This is a genomic window from Flavobacterium sp., from assembly GCF_046293665.1.
GTDB lineage: Bacteria > Bacteroidota > Bacteroidia > Flavobacteriales > Flavobacteriaceae > Flavobacterium.
This window is the reverse complement of sequence record NZ_JBKBOL010000003.1, coordinates 90,267-116,424: the sequence shown is the minus strand read 5'-3', so window position 1 is coordinate 116,424 and position 26,158 is coordinate 90,267. Positions and strand designations below refer to the sequence as shown.

23 protein-coding genes are annotated in these 26,158 nt (G+C 37.4%); 15 read left to right on the top strand and 8 right to left on the bottom strand.

The window, feature by feature from the left end:
* Nucleotides 1-43: 43 nt before the first annotated feature.
* From ACK4R1_RS06915 to ACK4R1_RS06905, 3 genes are all read right to left on the bottom strand, one after another.
* The gene (locus ACK4R1_RS06915; RefSeq protein WP_409684994.1) at nt 44-1,543 is read right to left on the bottom strand and encodes a PH domain-containing protein; all 1,500 of its coding nucleotides are present in this window, start codon (nt 1,541-1,543) and stop codon (nt 44-46) included.
* On the bottom strand, nt 1,543-2,058 hold the full coding sequence (locus ACK4R1_RS06910; RefSeq protein WP_409684992.1) for a PH domain-containing protein: 516 nt from the start codon (nt 2,056-2,058) through the stop codon (nt 1,543-1,545). The genes ACK4R1_RS06915 and ACK4R1_RS06910 overlap by 1 nt, the downstream gene beginning before the upstream one ends.
* Nucleotides 2,059-2,126: 68 nt before the next feature.
* Complete coding sequence (locus tag ACK4R1_RS06905) at nt 2,127-2,969, bottom strand: 1,4-dihydroxy-2-naphthoyl-CoA synthase (protein WP_409684990.1); 843 nt, start codon at nt 2,967-2,969, stop codon at nt 2,127-2,129.
* 126 nt (nt 2,970-3,095) lie between these two features.
* Here ACK4R1_RS06905 and ACK4R1_RS06900 point away from each other — a divergent pair, with 126 nt between their 5' ends.
* From ACK4R1_RS06900 to ACK4R1_RS06875, 6 genes are all read left to right on the top strand, one after another.
* Nucleotides 3,096-4,187: a C1 family peptidase gene (locus tag ACK4R1_RS06900; protein ID WP_409684988.1), complete on the top strand. Its 1,092-nt coding sequence runs from the start codon at nt 3,096-3,098 to the stop codon at nt 4,185-4,187.
* 98 nt (nt 4,188-4,285) lie between these two features.
* Nucleotides 4,286-5,530, top strand: coding sequence for an MFS transporter (locus tag ACK4R1_RS06895; RefSeq protein ID WP_409684986.1), 1,245 nt, complete (start codon nt 4,286-4,288; stop codon nt 5,528-5,530).
* 66 nt (nt 5,531-5,596) lie between these two features.
* A complete protein-coding gene (locus ACK4R1_RS06890) occupies nt 5,597-6,007 on the top strand; it encodes a hypothetical protein (RefSeq protein WP_409684984.1) in 411 nt (136 codons plus the stop codon).
* A 472-nt stretch (nt 6,008-6,479) separates the two neighbouring features.
* The gene (gene lipA, locus ACK4R1_RS06885) at nt 6,480-7,349 is read left to right on the top strand and encodes a lipoyl synthase (protein ID WP_409684982.1); all 870 of its coding nucleotides are present in this window, start codon (nt 6,480-6,482) and stop codon (nt 7,347-7,349) included.
* Nucleotides 7,350-7,380: 31 nt separating this feature from the next.
* Entirely contained in the window at nt 7,381-8,370 is a 990-nt protein-coding gene (gene gap / locus ACK4R1_RS06880) for a type I glyceraldehyde-3-phosphate dehydrogenase (RefSeq protein WP_409684980.1), read from the top strand.
* Nucleotides 8,371-8,416: 46 nt separating this feature from the next.
* Nucleotides 8,417-10,588 (top strand): ATP-binding protein, encoded by a 2,172-nt coding sequence (locus tag ACK4R1_RS06875; protein WP_409684979.1) that lies wholly within the window; start codon nt 8,417-8,419, stop codon nt 10,586-10,588.
* On the opposite strand, the gene ACK4R1_RS06870 is transcribed toward ACK4R1_RS06875, so the two are convergent.
* Together ACK4R1_RS06870 and lpxK are read right to left on the bottom strand one after the other, a co-directional pair.
* On the bottom strand, nt 10,585-11,397 hold the full coding sequence (locus ACK4R1_RS06870; protein ID WP_409684977.1) for a purine-nucleoside phosphorylase: 813 nt from the start codon (nt 11,395-11,397) through the stop codon (nt 10,585-10,587). The two genes, ACK4R1_RS06875 and ACK4R1_RS06870, sit on opposite strands and share 4 nt — an antisense overlap.
* Nucleotides 11,369-12,388, bottom strand: coding sequence for a tetraacyldisaccharide 4'-kinase (gene lpxK / locus ACK4R1_RS06865; RefSeq protein WP_409684975.1), 1,020 nt, complete (start codon nt 12,386-12,388; stop codon nt 11,369-11,371). Before lpxK ends, ACK4R1_RS06870 begins: the two co-directional genes overlap by 29 nt.
* A gap of 57 nt (nt 12,389-12,445) precedes the next feature.
* Between lpxK and ACK4R1_RS06860 the strand changes: the two genes are divergently transcribed.
* The 9 genes from ACK4R1_RS06860 to ACK4R1_RS06820 all read left to right on the top strand — a co-directional run bounded on the left by ACK4R1_RS06860 (nt 12,446) and on the right by ACK4R1_RS06820 (nt 22,103).
* On the top strand, nt 12,446-13,015 hold the full coding sequence (locus ACK4R1_RS06860; RefSeq protein ID WP_409684973.1) for a hypothetical protein: 570 nt from the start codon (nt 12,446-12,448) through the stop codon (nt 13,013-13,015).
* Nucleotides 13,016-13,058: 43 nt separating this feature from the next.
* The gene (locus ACK4R1_RS06855) at nt 13,059-14,153 is read left to right on the top strand and encodes a Nif3-like dinuclear metal center hexameric protein (protein ID WP_409684971.1); all 1,095 of its coding nucleotides are present in this window, start codon (nt 13,059-13,061) and stop codon (nt 14,151-14,153) included.
* Nucleotides 14,154-14,156: 3 nt separating this feature from the next.
* Nucleotides 14,157-14,936: a zinc ribbon domain-containing protein gene (locus ACK4R1_RS06850; protein WP_409684970.1), complete on the top strand. Its 780-nt coding sequence runs from the start codon at nt 14,157-14,159 to the stop codon at nt 14,934-14,936.
* A gap of 31 nt (nt 14,937-14,967) precedes the next feature.
* Nucleotides 14,968-15,813 (top strand): alpha/beta fold hydrolase, encoded by an 846-nt coding sequence (locus tag ACK4R1_RS06845; RefSeq protein WP_409684968.1) that lies wholly within the window; start codon nt 14,968-14,970, stop codon nt 15,811-15,813.
* A 249-nt stretch (nt 15,814-16,062) separates the two neighbouring features.
* The gene (gene cphA / locus ACK4R1_RS06840; RefSeq protein WP_409684966.1) at nt 16,063-18,687 is read left to right on the top strand and encodes a cyanophycin synthetase; all 2,625 of its coding nucleotides are present in this window, start codon (nt 16,063-16,065) and stop codon (nt 18,685-18,687) included.
* Between the two features lie 69 nt (nt 18,688-18,756).
* Nucleotides 18,757-19,218, top strand: a complete 462-nt coding sequence (locus ACK4R1_RS06835) for a DinB family protein (RefSeq protein WP_409684964.1) — start codon at nt 18,757-18,759, stop codon at nt 19,216-19,218.
* Nucleotides 19,219-19,275: 57 nt separating this feature from the next.
* Nucleotides 19,276-21,408, top strand: coding sequence for a DPP IV N-terminal domain-containing protein (locus ACK4R1_RS06830; protein ID WP_409684962.1), 2,133 nt, complete (start codon nt 19,276-19,278; stop codon nt 21,406-21,408).
* 192 nt (nt 21,409-21,600) lie between these two features.
* Nucleotides 21,601-21,813: a hypothetical protein gene (locus ACK4R1_RS06825; protein WP_409684961.1), complete on the top strand. Its 213-nt coding sequence runs from the start codon at nt 21,601-21,603 to the stop codon at nt 21,811-21,813.
* Entirely contained in the window at nt 21,810-22,103 is a 294-nt protein-coding gene (locus ACK4R1_RS06820; RefSeq protein WP_409684959.1) for a type II toxin-antitoxin system RelE/ParE family toxin, read from the top strand. Before ACK4R1_RS06825 ends, ACK4R1_RS06820 begins: the two co-directional genes overlap by 4 nt.
* Before the next feature lie 58 nt (nt 22,104-22,161).
* Here the strand turns inward: ACK4R1_RS06820 and ACK4R1_RS06815 are convergent, their stop codons facing one another.
* The 3 genes from ACK4R1_RS06815 to ACK4R1_RS06805 form a co-directional block, all read right to left on the bottom strand.
* Complete coding sequence (locus ACK4R1_RS06815; RefSeq protein WP_409684957.1) at nt 22,162-23,421, bottom strand: asparagine synthetase B; 1,260 nt, start codon at nt 23,419-23,421, stop codon at nt 22,162-22,164.
* 83 nt (nt 23,422-23,504) lie between these two features.
* Nucleotides 23,505-25,049 (bottom strand): replicative DNA helicase, encoded by a 1,545-nt coding sequence (gene dnaB / locus ACK4R1_RS06810; protein WP_409684955.1) that lies wholly within the window; start codon nt 25,047-25,049, stop codon nt 23,505-23,507.
* 140 nt (nt 25,050-25,189) lie between these two features.
* Nucleotides 25,190-26,143, bottom strand: a complete 954-nt coding sequence (locus ACK4R1_RS06805; protein ID WP_409684954.1) for an acetyl-CoA carboxylase carboxyltransferase subunit alpha — start codon at nt 26,141-26,143, stop codon at nt 25,190-25,192.
* Nucleotides 26,144-26,158 lie beyond the last annotated feature (15 nt).

Genomic DNA, 26,158 nt, shown 5'->3' with positions numbered 1-26,158 from the left:
TTTTAAATATTAAATTTTAGATATTTGATATCTTATGTTATTGCTACATCCAATTGCTGTTTGACGTTTCAATTTCATACAGCCAAAGGTTTACATACTCGTTTATTTTGTCAAATTTGCCCAAATGAAAAGTAATATTTCCGCCGGCGGTATGCATTGTCAACGAACCTATGTTTAAACTTTTGTGCCAAAATAACTGCGAAGTCGTAATGGCTTGAATTTTTCCTATTTCAATAATTTCATTGTCGACATCCCAAGCGCCGCTTTGTTTGATAATATGGTTTTTATTGACAAACAATCTGTAATTTCGGAATCCGAAAAACAACAAAACCAACATAAAAAGAGCGTAAAACAAAGCAAAATTACCATATTCAAACACTTGAGGTTCGGCATATTTTCCAAACAAAAAATAACCTGTTAAAGGTAATACAATTGTCAGGAATATAGAAAAAACCAATTTTCTGAAATTAGGCTGCATCATTATACCTTTTTCGGGCAATTGTTTGAACAATAACTTCAGAATCTCGTCACGTTCAAAAGCATTACAACCCGGAATCTCGATAAGTGATTTATTGTCTTTTTTTTCGTTGCTGATGGCTTGTCTTATCTTTATTTCGAGCACATTCAGCTTCTTTTGAAGATAATTCCGAGATACTTTGACAATTTGAACTTTCTCAGGTTTCAGAATCGTACTTTGGGTGTTAATCAAACCGTAAGTAAGCATTAAAGAGCCTTTTTGTTTAGTTACCGTATAATTGAAAAACTTAATCAACGTTCGGCCGACATTGATTAGAAAAACAACGCTAAACATAATAAGCACAAAGACTAAACCCGAATACCATAATGAATTTTCATCCACAAATCCCTCTAATTTATCCGTACTAATCACATCTTCAGCACCGGCTTGATGTAGGTTTTCATAAATCGTAAAAAAGAAAGTCAATATCAATCCAATACTTTTGACATAATTGGAAGTAATCCCGATTTTTAGCAAACTCACCAAATTGATTTTAAGAAACGGAAGGCTGTAGTCTTCTGTTTTTTCCTGAGAAATTTCATTTTCAACAACAACTTTCTTCCCTTCATTTTCAAGTAATTTTGATTTTAAGGCTAATGCCAAATGATGGGAAATGGCTTTGATGTCGCCTTCTTTTTTATCGCTTCCTGCTGTGTCAACATCTAAAGCATAAACACCGATTAACCTTTGAATCAGATTTTGCTTGATGTTTACTTGCTGAATTTTGTGAAGCTGAATAGTCGTTTTGGTTTTATTGATAATCCCATCGCTGATGATAAACTCATCGTTTTCCTCATCAATATAAAAAGTAAAATTTCGGTATTTTAAAAAAGAATAAACTCCAAAGTAAACCGCTACAGCCAATGAAATCAAGACTACAACTAAAGTTGACTTAAAATCAGCTTTCAATAAAGAAATAACAATAATTGGCCATGTGGCTTTGAGAAATTGGAAAATCATTTCCAGAAAAATAACCAAAATCCCTACCAATGACTGGCGTTGTGGCTGATTGAAATTGGTTCCCATTAGAGTTGCTTTTGAATTTTACCCATTAGCAATTGTTTGATGTTTTCGGCTTCTTCTTTGGCAATCCCCGGAATCTCCAAATCGCTGGAAACACCGCCGGCAGTAAAAATCTCTACTTTAGCCAAACCAAAAAATCGAGCAATAAATCCTTCGTGAAGCGCTACGTGTTGGACACGATTATAAGGAATCACCATCGTATTGGTGGCGATAATACCGCTTCTGAAAATCACATCGTGGTTTCGGAAAGCATAGGCTTTTTTCTTGAAGCTAATCCGTGACAACAATAAAGCAATCATTAAAACAGCTGCGAAAGCCGAAAAGATTAATGGTTTGTACTCTATTTCTTCCTCAACTAAAAAAAATAAAGTAACCATAATGGCTATACCCAACAAAAAGAAGCCGAAAATACTAATCAAAATCACTCGCCAATATTTTGGGTCGATAGGTGACAATTGAACCGCTTCAAATCTAGGCAAAGCCTTAGTATCAATGGTTTCGTTGGTAAAGTTTTCCATGTATATTCTAAAGAGTTATTTTTTTATAAATCAAACCTAAAACTGAATACTGAACACTGATTACTGATTTAAGGAATCCATTTGTTTTTACCAAAATTCGGTTTTCTCTTTTCTAAAAAGGCATTTCTTCCTTCAATCGCTTCGTCGGTCATGTAGGCCAAACGCGTGGCTTCACCGGCAAAAACTTGTTGACCAACCATACCGTCATCGGTTAAATTCATAGCGAATTTCAACATTTTAATTGACGTTGGCGATTTCTCTAATATTTCTTGAGCCCATTGGTAAGCCGTATCTTCTAATTCCTCATGCGGAATAACAGCATTGACCATTCCCATCTCTAAAGCGTCTTGAGCAGAATAATTTCTGCCTAAAAAGAAAATCTCACGGGCTTTTTTCTGGCCGACCATTTTGGCCAAATAAGCCGAACCGTAGCCACCGTCAAAACTAGTCACATCGGCATCCGTTTGTTTGAAAATGGCGTGTTCTTTACTGGCTAAAGTCAGGTCACAAACCACATGCAAACTGTGTCCGCCGCCAACAGCCCAACCGGGAACTACGGCAATCACCACTTTCGGCATAAAGCGAATTAAGCGCTGAACTTCTAAAATGTTCAATCGATGATAACCGTCTTCGCCAACATAGCCTTGATGACCACGGGCTTTTTGATCGCCACCGCTACAAAACGACCAAACACCATCTTTAGTACTCGGACCTTCACCGGAAAGCAAAACAACACCGATAGAAGTATCTTCCATGGCATCGTAAAAAGCATCATATAATTCGCTAGTGGTTTTCGGACGGAAAGCGTTGCGAACATTAGGTCGGTTAAATGCTATTCGGGCAACACCGTCACATTTTTTATAAGTGATATCTTCAAATTCTTTGGCGGTAATCCAATTGATTGTGCTCATGTAAAATTTGGTTTAAATAGGATTCATATATTTTAGTTAAAAATAAACGTTAGCAAACTAAAACTATTATTTTAGCGTAAAAATAAATCATTTTTTGACTTTAACGTCATCACAAATCAGATTCTTATGAATAAAACATTGCTGCTTCTTTTATCATTATTTTTCAGTTTAAATACATTTTCTCAAAAATATGATTTTCAAACCATTAAAGAAATCACCTGTACCGAAGTCGTTGACCAACAAAAAACAGGAACCTGTTGGAGTTTTTCTACAACTTCTTTTTTAGAAGCCGAAATCATTCGAACAACGGGTAAATCCGTCGACTTATCTGAAATGTATAATGTGAGAAACATTTACATCGACAAAGCAGATAATTATGTCATGCGCCAGGGGAAAACCCAATTTGGCGAAGGCGGATTAAATCATGATGTAATCAATAGCGCCCGAAAATATGGTATTGTTTTACAAAGCGATTTTTCAGGAAAAATAAATCCGAATGACCCATATGACCATTCTAAAATGGCAGTAGAATTGGAAGAAATCCTTAAAAAAACCGTAGCAGAAACGCCTGCAAAATATCCGACTTGGAAAACTGATTACATTGCGGTTTTAGACAAATACATGGGTAAATCAGCAACCGAAAAGCCAATAGACACCAAAACATTTTTAACTGATTACAAAATCAATTTAAACGATTATGTAACCATTACTTCTTTTACGCACGAACCTATTTATTCTAAATTCATCCTGAATATTCCGGATAATTTTTCCAATGGATTCTTTTACAATTTGCCTTTAGATGAATTTATTCAAAACATTGATTATGCGCTTGAAAAAGGATTTACACTTGCTATTGATAGCGATGTTAGTGAAACAACTTTTTCCGGTCCCAAAGGTATAGCAGTTATTCCGGAAAAAGCTGAAGATGCCAAAGCTATTTTGGACGAAATCAAACCGGAAAAAGAAATCACTTCAGATTATCGCCAAACGGAATTTGAAAATTACAACACAATGGATGACCATTTAATGCATATCATTGGCAAAGCCAAAGACCAAAAAGGAAATGTATACTATAAAGTCAAAAACTCTTGGGGAACCCAATCAGGGAAAAACGGATTTGTTTACATGAGTGTTTCTTATCTTAAATTAAAAGCAATATCTGTTTTGCTACACAAAGACGGTTTGATGCCAAAGACCAAAAAGGCATTAGATCTATAACCAAGCAACATACAATCTTATTACAAAAACCTGTGTAGTTTTCTAACTATGCAGGTTTTTATTTTTATTTCTATATTTATCCAAACAAATCAAACAAAATGCAACAATTCACCCGTGAGGAAAAATTGAAACACTTGTTCAGTTTTCCTGTTATTATTGCCTCTTTGGGCTATTTTGTGGATATTTATGACTTATTGTTATTTGGAATTGTTCGTATTCCCAGTTTGAACGATATGGGTTTAGAAGCTGATACGGTTGGCACTATGATTCTGAATTACCAAATGATTGGGTTAGTTTTAGGCGGTATTGTTTGGGGGATTTTTGGTGATAAAAAAGGAAGGCTTTCGGTTTTATTTGGTTCCATAATCGTTTATTCTTTAGCCAATATTGCCTGTGGCTTTTTACCTCAAATGGATTTTGCTGACAAAGGTGTAATTTATGCTTGGTTGCGATTTATTGCCGGAATTGGTCTAGCTGGCGAATTAGGCGCCGGAATTACCTTGGTTTCCGAAACGCTTCCTAAAGAACTTCGTGCAATCGGAACTTCCATCGTAGCAGGTTTTGGCGTTTTAGGCGCCGTTGTAGCACAATTTACAGTCGAACTCGCCGGCAGTTGGACAACTGCTTATTTTATCGGCGGTGGATTGGGATTGATGTTATTGGTGCTAAGAATCAGCGTTGCTGAAAGCGGTATGTTTAAAACTATCAAAGAAAACAGCTCAATTAAAAGAGGGGATTTTTTATCTTTTTTTACCAAAAAAACACTGTTTGTCAAATACCTAAAATGCATCTTAATCGGCGTTCCCATTTGGTATTGCATTGGAATTTTAGTTTTTATGGCTAACCAATTTGCGCCTGAAATGGGCATCACTTCCATCGATCCGGGAAAAGCGATAATGTGGACGTATATTTCCACTTCAGTCGGTGATTTCTCCTGTGGTTTTATATCACAAGCGTTGCATTCGCGGAAGAAAACTATTTTATATATGCTTATATTCACATTTGTTGGTGTTGCTTTACTTCTTTTCTCCGGAAACAAATCTGAAAATATGTACTATTTCTATTGTGGATGGATTGGCTTAGGTTGTGGATTTTGGGCGATGTTTGTTACAGTTTCCGCAGAACAGTTTGGCACCAACATGCGAAGCACAGCAACAACCAGCGTTCCGAATATGGTTCGTGGTACGGTTCCGATTATGTTGATTGGTTTCGATTATTTAAAGCAAACCCATACCGTAATTGTCTCCGCAGCCGTTGTAGGCTTGATTGCATTTGCTTTGGGCATTTATGCTACTTTGACTATTAGTGAGACGCATAATCGTCATATGGATTTTGTGGAATAATCATTATATTCGCATTTATAATCTATTGATTTTTCAATCTGTCTAAAATAATCTAAACTTAAAAAAATGGATATACAATTTTCAGGAAACCCAAAACCTTTTGGTATTATAGGGTTAGTACTAGCTATAATTTCTTTACTTTTCTCATTAATTCCTTGTATTGGATTTTATGCTTTCATACCTGCTCTGATAGCTTCCATTTTCAGTTTGATTGCCTTTCTTCATGCCAAACAAAATAAGACTAACCACAATGTTTCGCTTGCAGGAATGATTATTGGAATTTTAGCCATGGGTATTGCCATTTTTCAGTATATCACTTATAAAGAAGTCTTTAAAGTTAAAAGTGAAATTGAAGAAACCATCAAAAAAGTGGATTCAGCCATGGTAGAAAAAGTAATGGACACTCTTGCTAAATCATACGAACAAAAAGCACACAATGACTCGATTAACGAAATATCCAAAGACTCAATCAAATGAAAATATAAATCAATACCATTATATTAATACTTTACTTTTTTTAGTTGTTTTCTGCCTATTACTGTTCGTTAAACTAAATTGGTTTACAATACAATGTGTATATGCTGCAAAAGGGTTAACGTGCAAAACTTGTGGATTAACCCGTACGTTTTATGCTGCCCTTGATGGCAATTTTTCTGTGGTTCCAACATATTTTTTAATATTATTCCTAATCATCGGCGGACAACTTCTACTTAGACCTTTAATCAGCATTTTACTTTTTACAACATCAAAACCGGCATTAATAAGAAATGCGGATATCACTATCTCAATCTTAATGTTTATTTTATTTCTAATATTAATTGTAAAATAAATCGATTGATAAATCAAAGTAATAACAGTGATATGGGCTTTATTTTCATAAAAAATCCAAACCGTATTAACTACATTCTAACATTAACCTTCGTATCTTTGCCTCTCGAAAATTGCAACTATGGAATCAGTACTCGAAAGCAACCAACCGGTCGGTAAACCTAAATGGTTAAAAGTAAAATTGCCAATCGGTCAAAAATACACTGAACTTCGCGGTTTAGTTGATAAATACAAACTCAACACGATTTGTACTTCCGGCAGTTGTCCTAATATGGGCGAATGTTGGGGCGAAGGCACCGCAACCTTTATGATTTTGGGCAATATCTGTACGCGATCGTGTGGTTTTTGTGGTGTAAAAACCGGCAGACCGGAAACCGTAGATTGGGACGAACCCGAAAAAGTAGCGCGCTCCATCAAAATCATGAAAATCAAACATGCCGTAATCACCAGCGTTGACCGCGATGATTTGAAAGATATGGGTTCGATTATTTGGTTCGAAACCGTACAAGCTATCCGCAGAATGAATCCTGTAACGACATTGGAAACCTTAATTCCCGATTTTCAAGGTGTAGAAAGAATCATCGACAGAATCGTTGAAGCCAATCCGGAAGTAGTTTCGCATAACGTAGAAACCGTTCGCCGTTTGACTCGTGAAGTTAGAATTCAAGCAAAATATGACCGAAGTTTGGCCGTATTGAAATACTTAAAGCAACAAGGCATCAAAAGAACCAAATCGGGCATCATGCTTGGCTTAGGCGAAACCGAAGAAGAAGTCATTCAAACCATGCAAGACTTGCGTGATAATGACGTAGATATTGTAACCATCGGGCAATATTTGCAACCCAGCAAAAAACATTTACCCGTAAAAGAATTCATCAGACCGGAGCAATTCGAGAAATACGAACAAATCGGCAAAGCAATGGGATTCCGTCACGTAGAAAGCGGCGCATTGGTGCGTTCGTCTTATCACGCCGAAAAACATATTCTTTAGAATTACTAATTAATAATTACGAATTACGAGTTTGAAAATAAAAATTGCCATCAACGGTTTCGGAAGAATAGGAAGAAATTTATTCCGATTACTTTTAAACCATCCTAATATTGAAGTCGTTGCCATTAATGACATAGCCGACAATCGTACGATGGCACATTTAATCAAATACGACAGCATTCACGGAGTTTTACCGTATGAAGTTTCATTTGATGAGCATTCAATCATTGTCGATGGAAAACAGTATACTTTTTTCCACGAAAAAGAAATTAATAATTTGAGATGGGAAAACGTTGATTTCTTAGTAGAAAGTACGGGTAAATACAAAACATTCGAAGAAATCAACCAGCATATTTCGGTCGGAGCCAAAAGAGTAATCCTTTCCGCGCCAAGCGAAGTACCAGAAATTAAAACCGTCGTGCTTGGCGTCAATGAAAACATTCTTGACGGAACAGAACTCATAGTTTCCAACGCCAGTTGTACAACCAATAACGCAGCGCCGATGATCAAAGTCATCAACGAATTGTGCGGCATCGAACAAGCTTACATCACGACAGTTCACTCCTACACGACTGACCAAAGTCTGCATGACCAACCACATAAAGATTTACGTCGCGCTCGTGGTGCTAGTCAGTCAATTGTGCCAACTACAACCGGTGCAGCCAAAGCCTTAACCAAAATTTTTCCCGAAATGGAAGGGAAAATCGGCGGTAGCGGTATTCGCGTTCCTGTGCCTGATGGTTCGTTAACAGATATTACTTGTTATGTCAAAAAGCAGGTTAGCATTGAAGAAATCAATTTGGCTTTCAAAAATGCGGCAGAAACTAATTTAAAGGGAATTCTCGCTTATACGGAAGATCCAATTGTTTCCGTTGATATTTTGGGCAACCAAAACTCTTGCCTATTTGATGCGCAACTCACTTCTGTCATTGGTAAAATGGTAAAAGTTGTAGGTTGGTATGACAACGAAATCGGTTATTCTTCGCGAATAATTGACTTGATTATTTTATTGAAAAAATAATTTCGTTACATTTATAAACCTAAATCCTATGTAAACCTGCAAATCTATGAGATGGTTATTCTTCATATTACTATTTCACACTCTTTGCTTTGGGCAAAGAAAAGTAATTACTACAGCTGTAGACAGTACAGCTTATTACATAGAATTGTCCCATTTTAACAAAAAAATCAACAACTACAAATCTTCGTTGTTCTTCTCTCAAAAAGCAATTAATTATGCCAAAGTAAAAGGCGATACCCAACAAAAATCAGATGCTTTGTTTTCTTTAGGCTCAACCTATTTTGAACTCAAAAAATACAATGATGCCGTTGAAATTTTTGCCAAATGTGCCGCTTTATTGAGCTCCATTCCGCCAACAAGTCAACAAGCCATTTGCTATTACAATATGGGAATGTGTTACATGAATTTAGACGATTTTGCCAAAGCAGAACTCAATTTCAACAAAGCACAAGCCGTTTATAATATTTTGAAAATAGATGCTTCCGAACCTTTAAAACTTCAAAAAGGAATCTTGTATAAAAACAAAGGCAAAACCGAATTGGCTTCGAAACTTTTCAATGAAATCATTTCAAAATCAGACCTCGAAGACATTTACAATACCAAAGCCGAAGCTTTATACCAAATGGGTATCATTGAAGAAAGTTTAAACCATAATAACCTTGCCATAAATTACTTAAATAGAGCATTGGCCTTAAACGTCAGAGACAACAATTTAGACCAAAAAGCCAATATTTTATTATCGCTTAGTCGAACCAATGAAAAGCTCTTGAACCTCAAAAAATCGCATGATTATTTAAAAGAACACCTTGCAATTAAAGACAGTCTTCAGCTTATGAGTAACCAAAAGCTAGATGCTAATGATTACCAAGAATTCAAAGAAAGTGAGCGAATGAAAGCCCTTGAGCAAATGACCAAAGAGAATGAAGCCCAACAAAAAACAAATAAATTTGTCAAGCTAATCAGTATTTTAGCAATTGCTTTAATCTCTATTTTATCGCTCTTGAGTTTATCATTATACAAAAACAACATCATTCGCACACGTTCCAACGAACTACTTCAAGAGAAAAACCTCGAACTACAAATGGCCAAAGAAAAAGCCGAAAAAGCCTCTAAAGCCAGAGCAGAATTTCTTTCAACCGTAAGTCACGAATTAAGAACGCCATTAAACGCCATCAATGGAATTACACATTTGCTGATTGAAGACAATCCGAAACAAAACCAGTTGCATTACTTGAATTCCTTGAAGTTTTCCGGAAATTATTTGTTGACTTTCATCAATGAAATTCTCGAAATTAACCGAATTGACTCTAACAATATTGAAATCGAATACATCGACTTTAATTTGAAGCAATTACTGACCGATATTCAGAATTCGATGAATGAAATAGCTTCCAAAAACAACAATAAATTCACTTTAGACATAGATGAAAAAATCCCTGAAATAGTATTGGGCGATCCGACAAAATTGTCACAAATATTTATCAATTTAATCAATAATGCCTTAAAATTTACTCAAAACGGCGAGGTAAATGTCATAGCCAAATTAGTTGACCAAGGCAGTGATTTTACCCGAATCAACTTTGAAATTCGAGATACCGGAATCGGAATTCCCGAAGAAAAACAAGAAACCATTTTTGATAGTTTTTCTCAAGGTTCCATTGAAATCAATCGAAAATATGGCGGAACCGGTTTAGGCTTAACCATCGTAAAAAAGTTAGTGGATTTGTTAGGAGGCGAAATTGGATTAAAAAGTGAAGTTGGCCTAGGAACTTCTTTCGCTTTCGAACTCAATTTGCTCAATGGAAGCCAAAAAGTACAACCGGAAAAACAAATATTCTACACTGATGATATTTTAGTCGGGAAAAATGTATTGGTTGTTGAAGACAACAAAATCAACCAGATGGTCACCAAAAAAATGCTCGAGAATAAAGGGATGAAATGCAAAATCGTTGACAACGGTGAAGAAGCCATTGAAGTCATGCGGGCCAAAAATGATTTTGATTTAGTATTAATGGACGTGCATTTACCCGGAATCAACGGAACCATTGCTACGCAAAATATTCGAGAGTTTGAAACCAAAAAACCAATCATTGCACTTACCGCTATTTCGCTTAACGAAAACCGTGAAATGCTCTTGTCTTTCGGAATGACTGACGTAATTACGAAGCCTTTCGAACCGGAAAATTTTTACCGAGTAATTGCTCAGAATTTGGTTTAGTACTGCAGAATCAATTCTTTGATTAACTGCCTTACTTTAGGTTCTGCTTCTTGTGCGGCTTTCAGCACTTCTTCATGGGTAATATTTTCCAAATGTTCTTCGCTGCCAATATCTGTAATCACAGAAATCCCGAAAGTCTCCAATTCCATGTGACGTGCCACAATCACTTCCGGAACTGTTGACATTCCGACACAATCAGCGCCAATGACTTTGACCATTTTATACTCGTGCAAAGTTTCAAAGGTCGGTCCTTGCAATCCCATATAAACTCCATCTTGTACTTCAATATTCGAAGCTTTGGCAATTTCTTTAATCTTGGCAATCATTTTTGGACTGTAAGGCTCATTCATATTCACAAAACGCGGTCCGAAACGGGCATCATTTTTCCCTCTTAACGGATGTTCGGGCATCATATTAATATGGTCGGTAATAATGGCAATTGTTCCAACTTTATAATTCGGATTCACACCGCCTGAAGCATTGGAAACAATGAGTTTGCTAACACCAATATACTTCATCACTCTTACCGGAAAAGTAACTTCTTGCATCGAATAGCCTTCATAAAAATGAAATCTGCCTTGCATTGCCACGACTTTTTTATCGCCTATGGTGCCAAAAACCAAAGCGCCTTTGTGACCTTCAACCGTTGATACCGGAAAGTTGGGTATTTCGTTGTAAGGCAAAGTAAATTCCACATTGATGTCATCGGTAAAACTGCCTAATCCTGAACCTAAAATCACACCGTATTCCGGAGTGAAATTGGTTTTATTCTTGATATAATTAACGGTTTCTTGTACAAGTTCCCACATAATTTAAAATAATTTGGTCAAAAGTCTCACTGCTATTCACAAGCTGACTTTTAATTGGTAAATAATATAATTGCGCTGCAAAAATTTCAGCCTCCAAACGTACAAAATCCTTTTCGGTTGTAACGATAATATTGTCGATTGCTTGGCTTTTTATGTTTAAAATATCGCTTTCGGTAAAATGATGATGGTCAGCAAAAGTCATAACCACATCATTTCCAGATTGTAAAAAATCAAAAAATGGTTTAGGCTTAGCAATTCCGGCCAATAATAATTTTTCTTGTGACTTGATTTCAGATACGGCTAAACTGCCTTTTTGATTATAAATCTTATCATCATACTCCACAAAACTGAAAAAAACCGGCAAGTCTAAACCTATTTTTCTCTTGATATTTTCCTGCGCAATTTCAGTAATGTTGGGCGGACATTTGGTGACAATTATCATATTAGCTCTTTTAGCGCCATTTCTGCTTTCGCGAAGATTTCCCGTTGGCACGATAAAATCATCACAAAACAAATCGTCATAAGAAGTCAAGAGAATATAAAATCCGGCTTTTACTTTTCGGTGTTGGAAAGCATCATCGAGTAAAATAACTTCAGGCTTTTCTTTTTGTGCCAATAATTGAGAGATACCGTTACGCCTATCTGCATCGACTGCAACTTGTATTTGTGGAAACTTTTGAAAATACTGAAACGGTTCGTCTCCTATAATTTCTGCATTGGCATTGGCATCAGCCAAAACAAAACCTTCCGATTTTCTTTTGTAACCTCGACTCAAAGTCGCCACTCTATAATATGGAGAAAGCAACCGAATCAAATGCTCAATTTGAGGTGTTTTCCCTGTTCCGCCAACACTGAGGTTTCCAACAGCTATCACGGGAATGTCGAAAGAATACGATTTTAGTATACCTTTATCGTAAAGATAATTTCTAACAGAAGTAATAAAGCCATAAAGTATGGCCAAAGGGAAAAGTAATTTTCGCAACAAAATCATAGTACGAAAGTAACGATTTTTTATCTTTGAATGAAAATATTACAGTTCCAATAACTAATGAAACTACTCAGCCTACACTTTCTATTAGGTTTTTTGTTCCTCACGACCATATCTTTTTCACAAGAAGAAGACAATACGGCTATACTTAAAATCATTTTTACCAAATACTATAAAAATGAAAAAGTTATTGCCAAAGGCCGATTACAACTTTTAAATTTTTATTGCGGCAAAGCACCAAATAATGAAGAAGTATTGGATGTGATTTCTAAAAACGACTTATTGAAAAAAAATGCTGTCGAAATCAAAAAACAAATCGTATTTGGCACCAATGAAGATTGGTCGAAAGAATACAACATCCTTTTTGACAACCAAAACCAATATCTGAAAAGCAAAGTCAATGCCTGTCTATCATTAGAAGAATTCCAAGAAATTTCAAAAAAACATACAGAAAACAATCAGCGGTTGCTTATTGTTAACAAACCTATTTATTTTGCCCAAAACCAATATGCACTAGTTAAAGTTGCTTTTTACCGAAACATAGTTCGCAATAGTGGCCTTTTCCTATTGCTGGAAAAAGTAAACGATGAGTGGATTATCAAAGACTATTTAAACGAATGGGCAACTTAGTTAGTTTTCGGTCGCAGTCACAGTTATCAGTTAAAAATTAAAAATGAAGATTAAAGAAATACTCAATATACTTGAAGAAATGGCGCCTTTGGCTTATGCCGAAGATTTTGACAACGTAGGTTTACTGGTTGGTGATGCCAATACAGAAGCCACCGGAATCTTAGTTTGCCACGACGCGTTGGAAAATGTAATCGATGAAGCAATTCGCAAAAAATGCAACTTGGTGGTTTGCTTCCATCCTATCATTTTTTCCGGATTGAAAAAAATTACCGGAAAAAATTACGTTGAACGAGCAGTGCTAAAAGCCATCAAAAATGATATCGCTATTTATGCCGTTCACACAGCTTTAGACAATCACAAGCACGGTGTGAACAAAATTTTCAGTGACGCTTTGGGTTTAACCAATACCAAAATTTTGGTGCCCAAAAAGAATTTCATCCAAAAACTAGTTACTTATACGATTCCGGAAAACGTAGAAACCTTACGCAACGCTTTGTTCGACGCCGGAGCCGGAAAAATTGGTAACTACGAAGATTGCAGTTTTAACTCCAAAGGCATCGGAACTTATATGGGCAACGAAGACAGCTATCCTGAAATTGGGAATCGCTTCGAATTTGTAGAAAATGAAGAAATCAAAATCGAAGTGACATTTGAAAAACATTTGCAATCCAAAGTCCTAAAAGCGTTATTCACCAATCATGTTTATGAAGAAGTCGCTTATGAAATCTACGAATTAGAAAACCACCACCAAAATATTGGTCTCGGAATGATTGGCGAACTCGAAAAACCAATGAACGAAACCGAATTCTTATCCTTTGCAAAAGATAAAATGCAATGCGGTGGCATTCGTCATAGCGCATTATTAGGTAAACCAATTAAAAAAGTAGCCGTTCTTGGCGGTTCCGGAAGTTTTGCTATCAGCAATGCCAAACAAGCCGGAGCTGATATTTTCCTGACTGCCGATTTAAAGTACCACAACTTTTACGAAGCTGAAAATCAGTTGGTTTTAGCCGATATCGGACACTTTGAAAGCGAAAGATTTACAAAAAATTATATTGTTGATTTTCTTAAGAAAAAAATCCTTAATTTTGCCATCATTTTTTCGGAAGAAAATACAAATCCAGTTAAGTACTTATAAAATATGGCGACTACAAAAGAACTAAGTGTTGAAGACAAATTAAGAGCTATCTACGACCTACAAATCATAGATACCAGAATTGATGAAATCAGAAACGTTAGAGGAGAATTACCTTTAGAAGTGGAAGATTTAGAAGATGAAGTTACCGGCTTAAGCACTCGTTTAGACAAATTAAAAAGCGATTTAGTTACGATTGAAGACCAAATCAAAAGCAAAAAAAGTGCTATCGAAGAGCATCAAGCAGCCATCAAAAAATACACCGAACAACAAAAAAACGTTCGCAACAACAGAGAATTTAATTCTTTAACTAAAGAAGTAGAATTCCAAGAGTTGGAAATCCAATTGGCTGAAAAACAAATCAAAGAATTAAAAGCTTCTATCGATCATAAAAAAGAAGTAATTGCAAGTTCTAAAGAAAAATTAGACCAAAAAACTTCCCACTTAAAACACAAAAAAGCAGAGTTGAACGATATCATGGCGGAAACCCAAAAAGAAGAAAACTTCTTGATGGAAAAATCAGCCGAATACGAAGCCTTAATCGAAGAAAGATTATTGGCCGCTTACAAAAGAATCCGTTCAAGCGTTCGCAACGGTTTAGCAGTAGTGTCTATTGAGCGTGGTGCATCGGCAGGTTCGTTCTTTACGATTCCACCACAAACCCAAGTTGAAATCGCTGCTCGCAAAAAAATCATCACCGATGAGCATTCAGGAAGAATCCTAGTAGATGCTTCATTAGCAGAAGAAGAAAGAGAAAAAATGCAAAAATTATTTGCTCACCTATAATAATTAATCCCGACTCGCTCGGGATTTTTTTATGAAGAAAATCCAGTATTTTTTAATCACCAAATCGGTTGGTATATACATTAACCTAATCAGCTATTTCCATCCGGAAAAGGCTAAAAAAATTGCTTACGACATTTTCAGCCAACCTCGAAAAGGAAAAATCAAAAACGGAAAACTGCCCAAAACTTTACAAAACGCCCAACAAGAAACTTTACATTACGACGGCGAAGATTTTCAAACCTACATTTGGCAAGGCTCAGAAGAGATTATTTTATTACTTCACGGTTGGGAAAGCAACGCATCTCGCTGGAAAAAACTCCTGAATCACCTCAAACCATTAGGCAAAACCATCATCGCTATCGATGCACCAGCACACGGATTGAGTTCCGGAAAAGAATTCAATGCGCCACGTTATGCCGAATTCATCCACGTTTTAGCCCAAAAATACAACCCAAAAACGCTCATCGGTCATTCTATCGGCGGCGCGGCGATTACGTATTATTTGCACAAATTTCCCAACGATCACATCGATAAAATCGTATTGCTCGGCGCTCCGTCAAGCTTCAAAAAAATCAGCGATAACTTCATCAATATCCTAAGTTTGAACAACAGGGTAAAAGGACTTTTGGAAAACTATTATCAGCAAAAATTCGACATTCACATTAATGACTTTGCCGGACATCTTTTCGCCGAAAAATTTACCCAAAAAGCCATCATCGCCCATGACATTCAGGACAACGTCATCCTCGTAGAAGAAGGCAGAATGTACGCCTCCGCTTGGAAAAACTCGACTTATATCGAAACCCAAGGACTTGGCCACAGCATGCACGACAAAGCGTTGTACCAAAAAATCTCCCATTTTATTGCAGAAGCGTAAAGGCTGGCGCTTATTTGTTATCCATTTTCCCGCTGTCCGTTCTACAAGGTGCCACTTCCATCGGGGCTAATTAGCCATGGTCTTTTGTATCTGTCACTTTAAAAACCTGAAAATCAACATTCCAAAGACAAAACACTTTGGACCAAAACATCTTTTTAGCTTTTCTGCAAAAAAAGTAGCGCCCAAAAACAAATATTTCCTATTTTTAACAAAATCATTACCCTTTAACATTACAAATTATTCCAAAACATGAAGATTCTAAAAATACAAGCATTACGCGGACCGAATATCTGGAGTGTACAACGCAAAAAATTAATCCAAATGCGATTGGATTTAGAGGAAATGGAACAATTCCCAACCAACAAAATTGAAGGTTTTCGCGAACGCATAGAAGCCATGTTTCCCACCATGATTGAGCACCGTTGCTCCGAAGGAACACGTGGCGGATTTTTCTCCAGAATCGAACGCGGCACTTGGATGGGACATGTCATTGAACACATCGCCTTAGAAATTCAAACCCTAGCCGGCATGGAAACCGGTTTCGGAAGAACCAGAGAAACCAAAACACCCGGAATATACAATGTAGTATTCAGTTACACCGAAGAAAACGTCGGAATGTTCGCCGCCGAAAGCTCCGTAGCCATAGCCGAAGCTCTAATCGCCGGAACCGATTACGACGTAGAAGCCGACATCCAAAAAATGCGTGAAATCCGCGAACGCGATCGCCTCGGTCCTTCAACTGGAAGTATCGTTGACGAAGCCGTTGCCAGAGATATTCCGTGGATTCGATTAGGTACCAATTCTTTAGTACAACTAGGTTATGGCGTAAACCAAATGCGTTTTCAAGCTACGATTACGTGTAAAACCAGCAGCATCGCAGTAGATATCGCCTGCAACAAAGAACAAACTAAGCGAATGTTAGATTTAGCTTCCATTCCGGTAGCCAATGGCGGTATTTGTGTTGACGAAGAAGATTTAGAAGCCACTATCAAAAAAATCGGTTACCCAATTGTAATCAAACCACTAGACGGCAACCACGGAAAAGGCGCTTCTATCAATGTGGTAACTTGGGAAGATGCCGTTTCGGGTTTGGCCTATGCCCAAAAATACAGCCGAAGAGTAATTGTAGAAAAATTCATTACCGGTTTTGACTTTAGGGTTTTGGTAATCGACAACAAACTAGTTGCTGCAGCCAAAAGAGAACCGGCACACGTAGTCGGAAACGGAAAAGATTCTATTCAAACTTTAATCGAAGAAACCAACAAAGATCCAAGACGCGGTTACGGACATGAAAATGTGTTAACCCAAATCGACGTCGATAGAGATACCTTAGACTTATTAGAAAAGCTAAACTATACCGTTGATTCTGTCCCAAAGAATGGTGAAATTGTCTATCTAAAATCTACCGCCAACTTAAGCACCGGCGGAACATCCATAGACGTTACCGATATGATGCACCCGGAAAACATTTTCCTTTGCGAAAGAATTTCTCGTGTAATCGGTTTAGACATTTGTGGGGTTGACATCATGGCCGAAAATTTAACCCAACCATTAAAAGAAAACGGCGGTTGTATTTTGGAAGTCAATGCTGCTCCGGGTTTCCGAATGCATTTAGCACCAAGCGAAGGTTTACCAAGAAACGTGGCCGCACCGGTAATCGACATGCTATATCCACCGGGTAAACCAAGTCGCATTCCAATTATAGCCGTAACCGGAACCAACGGAAAAACCACCACTACCCGATTATTGGCGCATATCGTAAAAAATAACGGTTACAAAGTGGGTTTCACCACATCAGATGGAATTTATGTGCAAAACCACATGATGGAAAAAGGCGACACGACCGGACCGCTTTCAGCCGAATATATTTTGAAAGATCCAACGGTAGAATTTGCCGTTTTAGAAACCGCACGCGGTGGAATTCTGCGTTCAGGTTTAGGTTTCAGCCGATGTGATATCGCTATCATCACCAACATACAAGAAGACCATTTAGGTTTGGCCGATATTCACACTTTAGACGATTTGGCTCGAGTAAAAGCCACCGTTGTTCGTTCCGTAAAAAAAGACGGTTGGGCGATTCTAAACGCCGAAGACGAGCAATGTTTGAAAATCGCCAACGAGTTAAGTTGCAACATCGCCTATTTCAGTATGGACGAAAACAACCCAAAAGTACTGCAATTTGCCAAAGAAGGAAAGACCGTAGCGGTTTATGAAAACGGCTATATCACCATCAAAAAAGGCGAATGGAAAATCAGAGTCGAACGCGCCACACACGTACCATTGACTTTAGGCGGAAAAGCAAAATTCATGATTGCGAATGCTTTGGCTGCAACTTTAGCGGCTTATCTGCAAGGATTCAAAACCGAAGACATTAGTTTGTCGTTGCAAACGTTTATACCAAGTGCGGCGCAAACTCCGGGTCGTATGAATATTTTTGAGTTTAAAAAATTCAAAGTTTTAATCGACTTTGCGCACAATCCATCAGGTTATCGCGGTGTAGAAGAGTTTTTAACTTCTGTCGATGCTACCAAGAAAATCGGAATCATTGCCGGTGTTGGTGACCGAAGAGATGAAGATATTAGAGAATGTGCGACAATCGCCGCCCGCATGTTTGACCACATCATCATCCGCCAAGAAAAATACTTACGAGGTCGAACCGAAGAAGAAATCATCGGTTTAATCATGGAAGGGATTAATGCTTCGGGCAGAACGGTTACTCACGAAATCATTGCCAAAGAAGTCGAAGCCATCAAACACGCCATCAACAGCGCACAAGAAGGCACATTCATCACTGCTTTGAGCGACGTGGTAACCAACGCCATTGATATTGTTCAGGAATATTTGGACAAAGAAAACGAAGATGGAAATATTTAAAAATCAAAATTGCTAAATAATAAATCCCAAATGCCAATCGGTTTTTGGGATTTTTTCAAACTGTAAAAGATGAAACAACTCCAAAAACTTCTCAACCAAATTGAAAGCCACATTCCCCATCACGAAAAAGCAAATGAACAGGTTTCGCAATCTACTATTGGCTGGCAACTAGACCACAGTTTATTAGTCATCAACGGTGTGATTGAACAACTCAAAAATTCCAATCCTGACCACTACAAATGGAAATTCAAATGGATTCGAACCTATATTCAAATCACCAACAAAATTCCTAGAGGAAAAGTAAGAGCTCCAAAATTAGTGAGACCAATCGAAACTGCAACCATTGATGAGTTAAAATCTAAATTAGAATTGGCTCGTAAAAACATTTCAGATTTAGACTCACTTAACAAAAACAATTATTTCACCCATCCATTTTTTGGTGATTTGAATTTGAAAACCACCATCTGGTTTTTAAAACTACATACCAAACACCATTTAAAAATCGTTAACGACATCATAAACAAAGGATAATATTCAAAAAAGATTGTCCTTTTTTTATACATTTACGACCAACAAAAACTTTACTACATGAACAAAAAGATTATCCTTTTCGTTAGTTTATTTGTGGCTATAACCACACAAGCACAACTCAAAAAAATCACACTCGAAGAAGCAGTTTTACAACAAGGTCGAGCTTTCAAAGCGGATGGTTTAACCGGTTTTCAATGGATTCCGAATACCAATAAATACGTATTCTACACCGATGCATGGACCAAAATGAAAACGGCTTCAACCACTAATGATACTGCTACAGAATTGGTTACTTTGGCTGACTTAAATTCTGCATTAGGAACCAAATTGAGAAACTTCTTTGGTTTACAATGGCTAGATGCCAACACTTTTATGGTGACTGAAAATGGTAAATATTACAATTACAACCTAACTGCAAAAACCGGTAAACTAATCCAACAAGCTCCGGAAACAGCTGAAAATACTACTTTCGACAGCAATAAAGTCAACTTGGCTTTTACTGAAGAAAACAATTTATACTTTCTAAATAGTAAAGGCGAAAAAGTAACGGTAACCAGCGAAACCAACAAAGGAATTGTATCGGGACAATCCATAGCTCGTAATGAATTCGGGATTAGCAACGGAATTTTTTGGTCACCAAAAGCTTCGTTTTTAGCTTTCTACCAAAAAGATGGAACCGAAGTAGCCGATTATCCTTTACTAGATATCAACGAAACACCGGGAAAATTGGTCAACATCAAATATCCGATGATTGGTCAAAAAAGCGAAAAACCACGGGTTGGAATTTACAATTTAGCCAACCAAAAAACAGTTTTCATTACCCCAAGAGGCAACCAAGACGATTACTTAACGAATCTTTCTTGGACACCGGATGAAAAATACATTTTGATTGCCGAATTAAATCGCGGTCAAAATGATATGAATTTAAATCTGTATGACGCCAATACAGGAGCTTATGTAAGAACTCTTTTGAACGAAAAAAATCCGCGTTGGGTTGAACCGGAACACGATGCTTTTTTCCCAAATGCCAAGTCGAATAACTTTGTTTGGTTCAGTGAAAAAGACGGTTTCCAAAATATGTACTATTACACTATCGAAGGAAAATTGATCAAACAATTGACCAACAACCCATTCGTAGTACGCGATATCATCGGCACCAACACTGCCGGAACTGAAATTTATTTCAAAGCCACTGGTCCAAATCCAACCAATATGTTGGTTTATAAAGTCGATTTAAAAGGAAAGCAAACTTTAATTACCAAAGACCAAGGCATTCACAATGTGATTCCGAGTGCTGATGGCAATTGGTTTTTTGACGAATTTTCAAATCACGACACGCCATCCAAATCCTTGTTGTATGATAAAAACTTGAAAGCCAAAACGCTATTAGTAAGCAAAAATAAATATGAAGGCTACGAAATCGGAACCGCTGAAATCAAAACTATCAAAGCAGCCGACGGAACAACCGATTTGTACACGCGTTTAATCAAGCCGAGTAACTTTGACCCAAATAAAAAATATCCTGTTTTAGTGTATGTTTATGGCGGACCGCATGCGCAAATGATTACCAATTCGTATTTAGACGGTGCCAATTTATGGATGTATTGGATGGCTGAACAAGGCTATTTGGTTTTCACGGTTGACAATCGCGGTTCTGACAACAGAGGTTTTGCTTTTGAAAGTATCATCCACGGCAACTTGGGTGCCAACGAAATGGACGACCAATTAAAAGGCGTAGATTATTTAAAATCGCTTCCTTATGTTGATGGAAACCGTTTGGCCGTTCACGGTTGGAGCTACGGCGGATTCATGACCACTTCTTTGATGTTGCGCAAAGCTGATATTTTTAAAGTTGGTGTAGCCGGCGGACCGGTAATCGATTGGAAATGGTACGAAGTGATGTATGGCGAGCGTTATATGGATACACCAAGCGAAAATCCAAAAGGTTTTGAAGAAACTACCGTTTACAATTACGTAAAAAACCTAAAAGGCAAATTGCTTTTAATTCACGGAACCAATGATGATGTAGTGGTTGAACAGCACAATTTATCGTTAGTAAAGAAATTTGTAGAAGCCGGTAAACAAGTCGATTATTTCCCTTACCCAATGCACAAACACAACGTAACCGGTAAAGATCGAGTGCATTTGATTCAAAAAGTACTGAATTATGTAATTGATAATAATAAGTAGGAGCTAATCCCGCTTTCCGCTATATCTTTTTCGTCAGTTCGATTGTGGTGACAAGCAAATAAAGTGAAGACAAAAAAGGATGCCGCTCCAATCGGGGCTAAAAAAATCCCAAATTCCAACACATTTATTGGAATTTGGGATTTCTTATTTATGAATTGATTTTCATATATTTGTATATCTAATTATCACAAGATGACACAAATCACTTTAAATATTCCTGATAACGAATTAGATTTTTTCTTGAAGCTAATTGAAAAATTTAATTATGAAACCATCATAACAGATTTTTCTATGACTCAAGAAATGAAAAACTTGTTGGATGAAAGAAGACAAACTACTGAAAAAGAAAATTTTGTTCCTTGGGAAGAAGCCAAAAAACAATTACAATTTAAATCTAATAAATGATTTATTCCGTTGTAATTGAACCTAGAGCATTGCAGGATATTCAAGTGGCTATTGACTATTATGACTTTAAAAGCGAAGGATTAGGAAGCTACTTTTATCAAGAAGTTGAGCAACATTTTGAAATATTAACCAGAAATCCATTCTATCAAATCCGTTACAAAGATTACCACGGATTACCCTTAAAAAAATTTCCTTTCATTGTTTTTTATTTTATAGATGAAGAAATAAAAACAGTATTTGTTCTTTCCATTTTTAACACCCATTTAAATCCGAAAAAATACCCAAAATAAAATCCGAAATTCCAACACATGTATTGGAATTTGGGATTTCTTATTTGGTATTTGCCTTCTAGGTTTTCTGTGGTTTCTTTCTCGCCGCCGGAAACAACACATTGTTCAAAATCAAACGGAAACCCGGTGAGGTTGGATGCAAGTCGAGCACCGTTGGCTCATCGCCCACTCGATGCTGATAATCTTCCGGATCGTGGCCACCATAGAAGGTGAAGAATCCTTTTCCTTTTTGACCATGAATGTAACGTGCTTCGTCGTTGAGTTCGTTTTTACCCAAAGTCAATACATTCGATTTAATCAAATTAGGATCGAATGCTGTTGTTTGTCCCATAAAACCTTTCACCAATTGGGTGTGGTTTTGACACAACATACTCGGAATCACATCCCATTTGGCCGAAAATTCCATTAAAGTAAAATAATCTTTTTCAAACGGAATTCTGCGCTTCTCCGTCATATCAATATCGGAAAACTCATAGTGTTCAGGTTTTCGGTCTAAAATAAAATTCTTGAAGGCAAACGTTTTATTGTAGTCAATTTGCGATTGGTAATTGGCATCGCTGTTGTCTCCGTCAAACATCGGCTCACAAATATCAACTCCTTCGGCTGAAAGCGCAATATCAAAACTATCCGTCGCCGAACACATGGCAAACATAAAACCGCCACCAATTACGAAATCGCGTATTTTTTTGGCTACTGCTAATTTGGCCTGAGACACTTTTGGAAAACCTAATTTGGCTGCCAAAGCTTCCGCATCTTTCTTTTGTTCGATATACCAAGGCGCATTTCTATACGCACCATAAAACTTCCCGTATTGTCCGGTAAAATCTTCGTGATGTAAGTGTAGCCAATCGTATAAAATCAGTTGGTCGCTCAAAACTTCTTCGTCATAAACCACTTTAAACGGAATTTCAGCGTAAGTCAAAACCATCGTTACCGCATCATCCCAAGGTTGTTTTCCCGGTGGCGAATAAACCGCAATTTTTGGGGCTTTCTCCAACACTACCGTTTCCATATTTTGTGATGGACTAGCGATTTCGGCTAAAATATTTTGCATTTCACCATCGGATACCACTTCAAAACTCACGCCTCGAATTTGACATTCTTTGCGAATTTCAGGAACATCCGGTAATAAAAAAGAACCACCGCGATAATTGAGTAACCAACTCGCTTTATATTGTTTGTCTAATGCCCAATAGGTAATACCGTAGGCTTTGAGGTGATTCTTTTGGGCAACTTCATCCATCGGCAATAATAAGAAACCAGCCTTCATGGAAAAGGAAATCAATAGAAAAAATATATAGAGTGACTTTTTAAACATTTGTAGCAGTATTTTACCCAAAGATAATAGTTTTGGTGTGAAATAAATCATAAAAAAATCCCGATTGCTCGGGATTTATATTATTAAAAAGGTACGTCACTATCATCATGATTGTTGATGTTACTCCCGAAAGCTTCATTAGGCGATGGCAAATTTTTCGTCATAAACGGATTGTCATCGTGGTTCATTTTCGAAGGCAAATCGTCAAATCCACCGCCGTATTCTTCTAAATTATCAAACTTACCAAGGTTTCCGATGAATTTCAGACGGATATTCTCTAAGGAACCGTTACGGTGTTTTGCGATAATAAATTCGGCTTGGCCGGCAGTTGGCGATTGCTCATCGTCATCCCATTCGTCAATTTTATAGTATTCCGGACGGTAGATAAACGATACGATATCGGCATCTTGCTCAATCGCACCGGATTCACGTAAGTCGGACAACAAAGGTCTTTTACTCGAACCACGGGTTTCTACGGCACGCGACAACTGAGATAACGCAATTACCGGAACTTCCAACTCTTTCGCTAAAGCTTTTAAGTTACGTGAAATGGTTGAGATTTCCTGTTCCCGGTTTCCGCCGCCTTTGCCGTTGCTTCCGCCTGCGGTCATCAATTGAAGGTAGTCGACTATAATCATCTTGATGCCGTGTTGAGACGACAGACGTCTTGCTTTGGCTCTTAAATCGAAGATAGAAAGCGATGGGGTATCGTCAATATACAACGGTGCTTTTTCTAGGTCTTTTACTTTGGTAGACAATTGTTCCCATTCGTGTTTTTCGAGTTTTCCGGTTCTTAATTTTTCCGAAGACAAACCGGTTTCAGAAGAAATCAAACGCGTGATTAATTGCACGGATGACATCTCTAGAGAAAACAACGCTACCGGATGTCCAAAGTCGATTGCAATGTTTCTCGCCATCGACAATACAAAAGCCGTTTTACCCATACCCGGACGCGCCGCGATGATAATTAAATCTGATGGTTGCCAACCTGAAGTTACTTTGTCCAGTTTTTCAAAACCGGTTGCGATTCCGCTTAAACCTTCTTTATTGGCGATTTCTTCGATTCTTTTTTTTGCTTGAATCACCAAACTTTGGGCGGTTTCCGAACTTCGTTTGATGTTGCCTTGCGTTACTTCGTATAATTTGGATTCGGCTTTGTCTAACAAATCGAATACATCAGTAGATTCGTCATAAGACTCTTCGATTATTTCGGAAGATATTTTGATTAGACTTCGTTGGATGTATTTCTGAAGAATAATTCTCGAGTGGAACTCAATATGGGCTGAAGAGGATATCTTTTGCGTAAGCTGGATTAAGTAAAAATCACCGCCTGCTAAATCAAGCTTTCCGTTCTTTTTTAACTGGGCCGAAACTGTTAACAAGTCAATAGGCTGAGAATCTGTGAATAACTGAAAAATTGCTTCAAAAATGTGTTTGTGAGCGTCTTTGTAAAAAGCATCAGGTTGGAGAATATCAATAACCTCATCTACTCCTTTTTTATCAATCATCATGGCGCCTAGGACCGCTTCCTCTAAATCCATCGCTTGTGGCGGGAGTTTGCCTTTTTCTAAGTTGATGATGGTAGTTTTGTCTACCTTAATAGGGTTAATATTTCTGAGATTTTCCATGAAACGAAAGTAGCGCTTTTTATAAAAATTTTGGAATTGAGTTATTCAAAACCAATGTTGATAAGTTTGAGTTTTTTGTTAACAACCAAAAAAAAATCCGAAACCATTGGGCTCCGGATTAAGATATATTTTGTGAGAATTTATTCCTTGTATTCGCCCATCTTGCTGTATTTGTCCATCCTTTGCGACACTAATTCTTCTGTTGATAAATCTTTCAACTCGTTAAACGCTTTCATGATATATTGTTCAACCGTTTTGAAGGTAGTTTCTTTATCATAATGAGCGCCACCAAGTGGTTCCGGAATTACATCATCAACCAATTTCATTTTTTTCATATCCGAAGAAGTCAATTTCAAAGCTTCTGCAGCTTGCTCTTTGTATTCCCAACTTTTCCATAAAATCGACGAGCAAGATTCAGGAGAAATAACAGAGTACCAAGTGTTTTCCATCATTAAAACCCTATCGCCAACACCTATTCCTAAAGCGCCACCTGAGGCACCTTCACCAATGATTACACAAATAATAGGCACTTTTAAGCGAACCATTTCTAATATATTTCTGGCGATGGCTTCTCCTTGTCCGCGTTCTTCGGCTTCTAATCCAGGAAATGCTCCAGGAGTGTCAATCAAAGTTACAACAGGAATATTGAACTTTTCCGCCATTTTCATCAAACGCAATGCTTTGCGATAGCCTTCCGGACTGGCCATACCGAAATTACGCAACTGACGCATTTTGGTATTAATTCCTTTTTGTTGTCCGATTAGCATGAACGATTGACCGTCAATTTTGCCTAAACCACCAACCATAGCTTTGTCATCTTTGAAATTTCTGTCGCCAAACATTTCTAAGAAAGTGCCTTTGGTTAAGTTAGTGATATGCTCTAATGTATAAGGTCTGTTAGGATGACGCGATAATTGTACCCGTTGCCAAGCCGTTAGGTTTTTATAGATTTTCCTTTTGGTTTCCTCTAACTTCTTTTCAATTTGTTTGCAAGTAGCGGTGACATCAACATTGGATTCGGCACCGATGATTTGACATTTATCAAGTTGATCTTCTAATTCCTTGATAGGAAGTTCAAAATCCAAATATTCCATAGGGTTGTTTGTTTT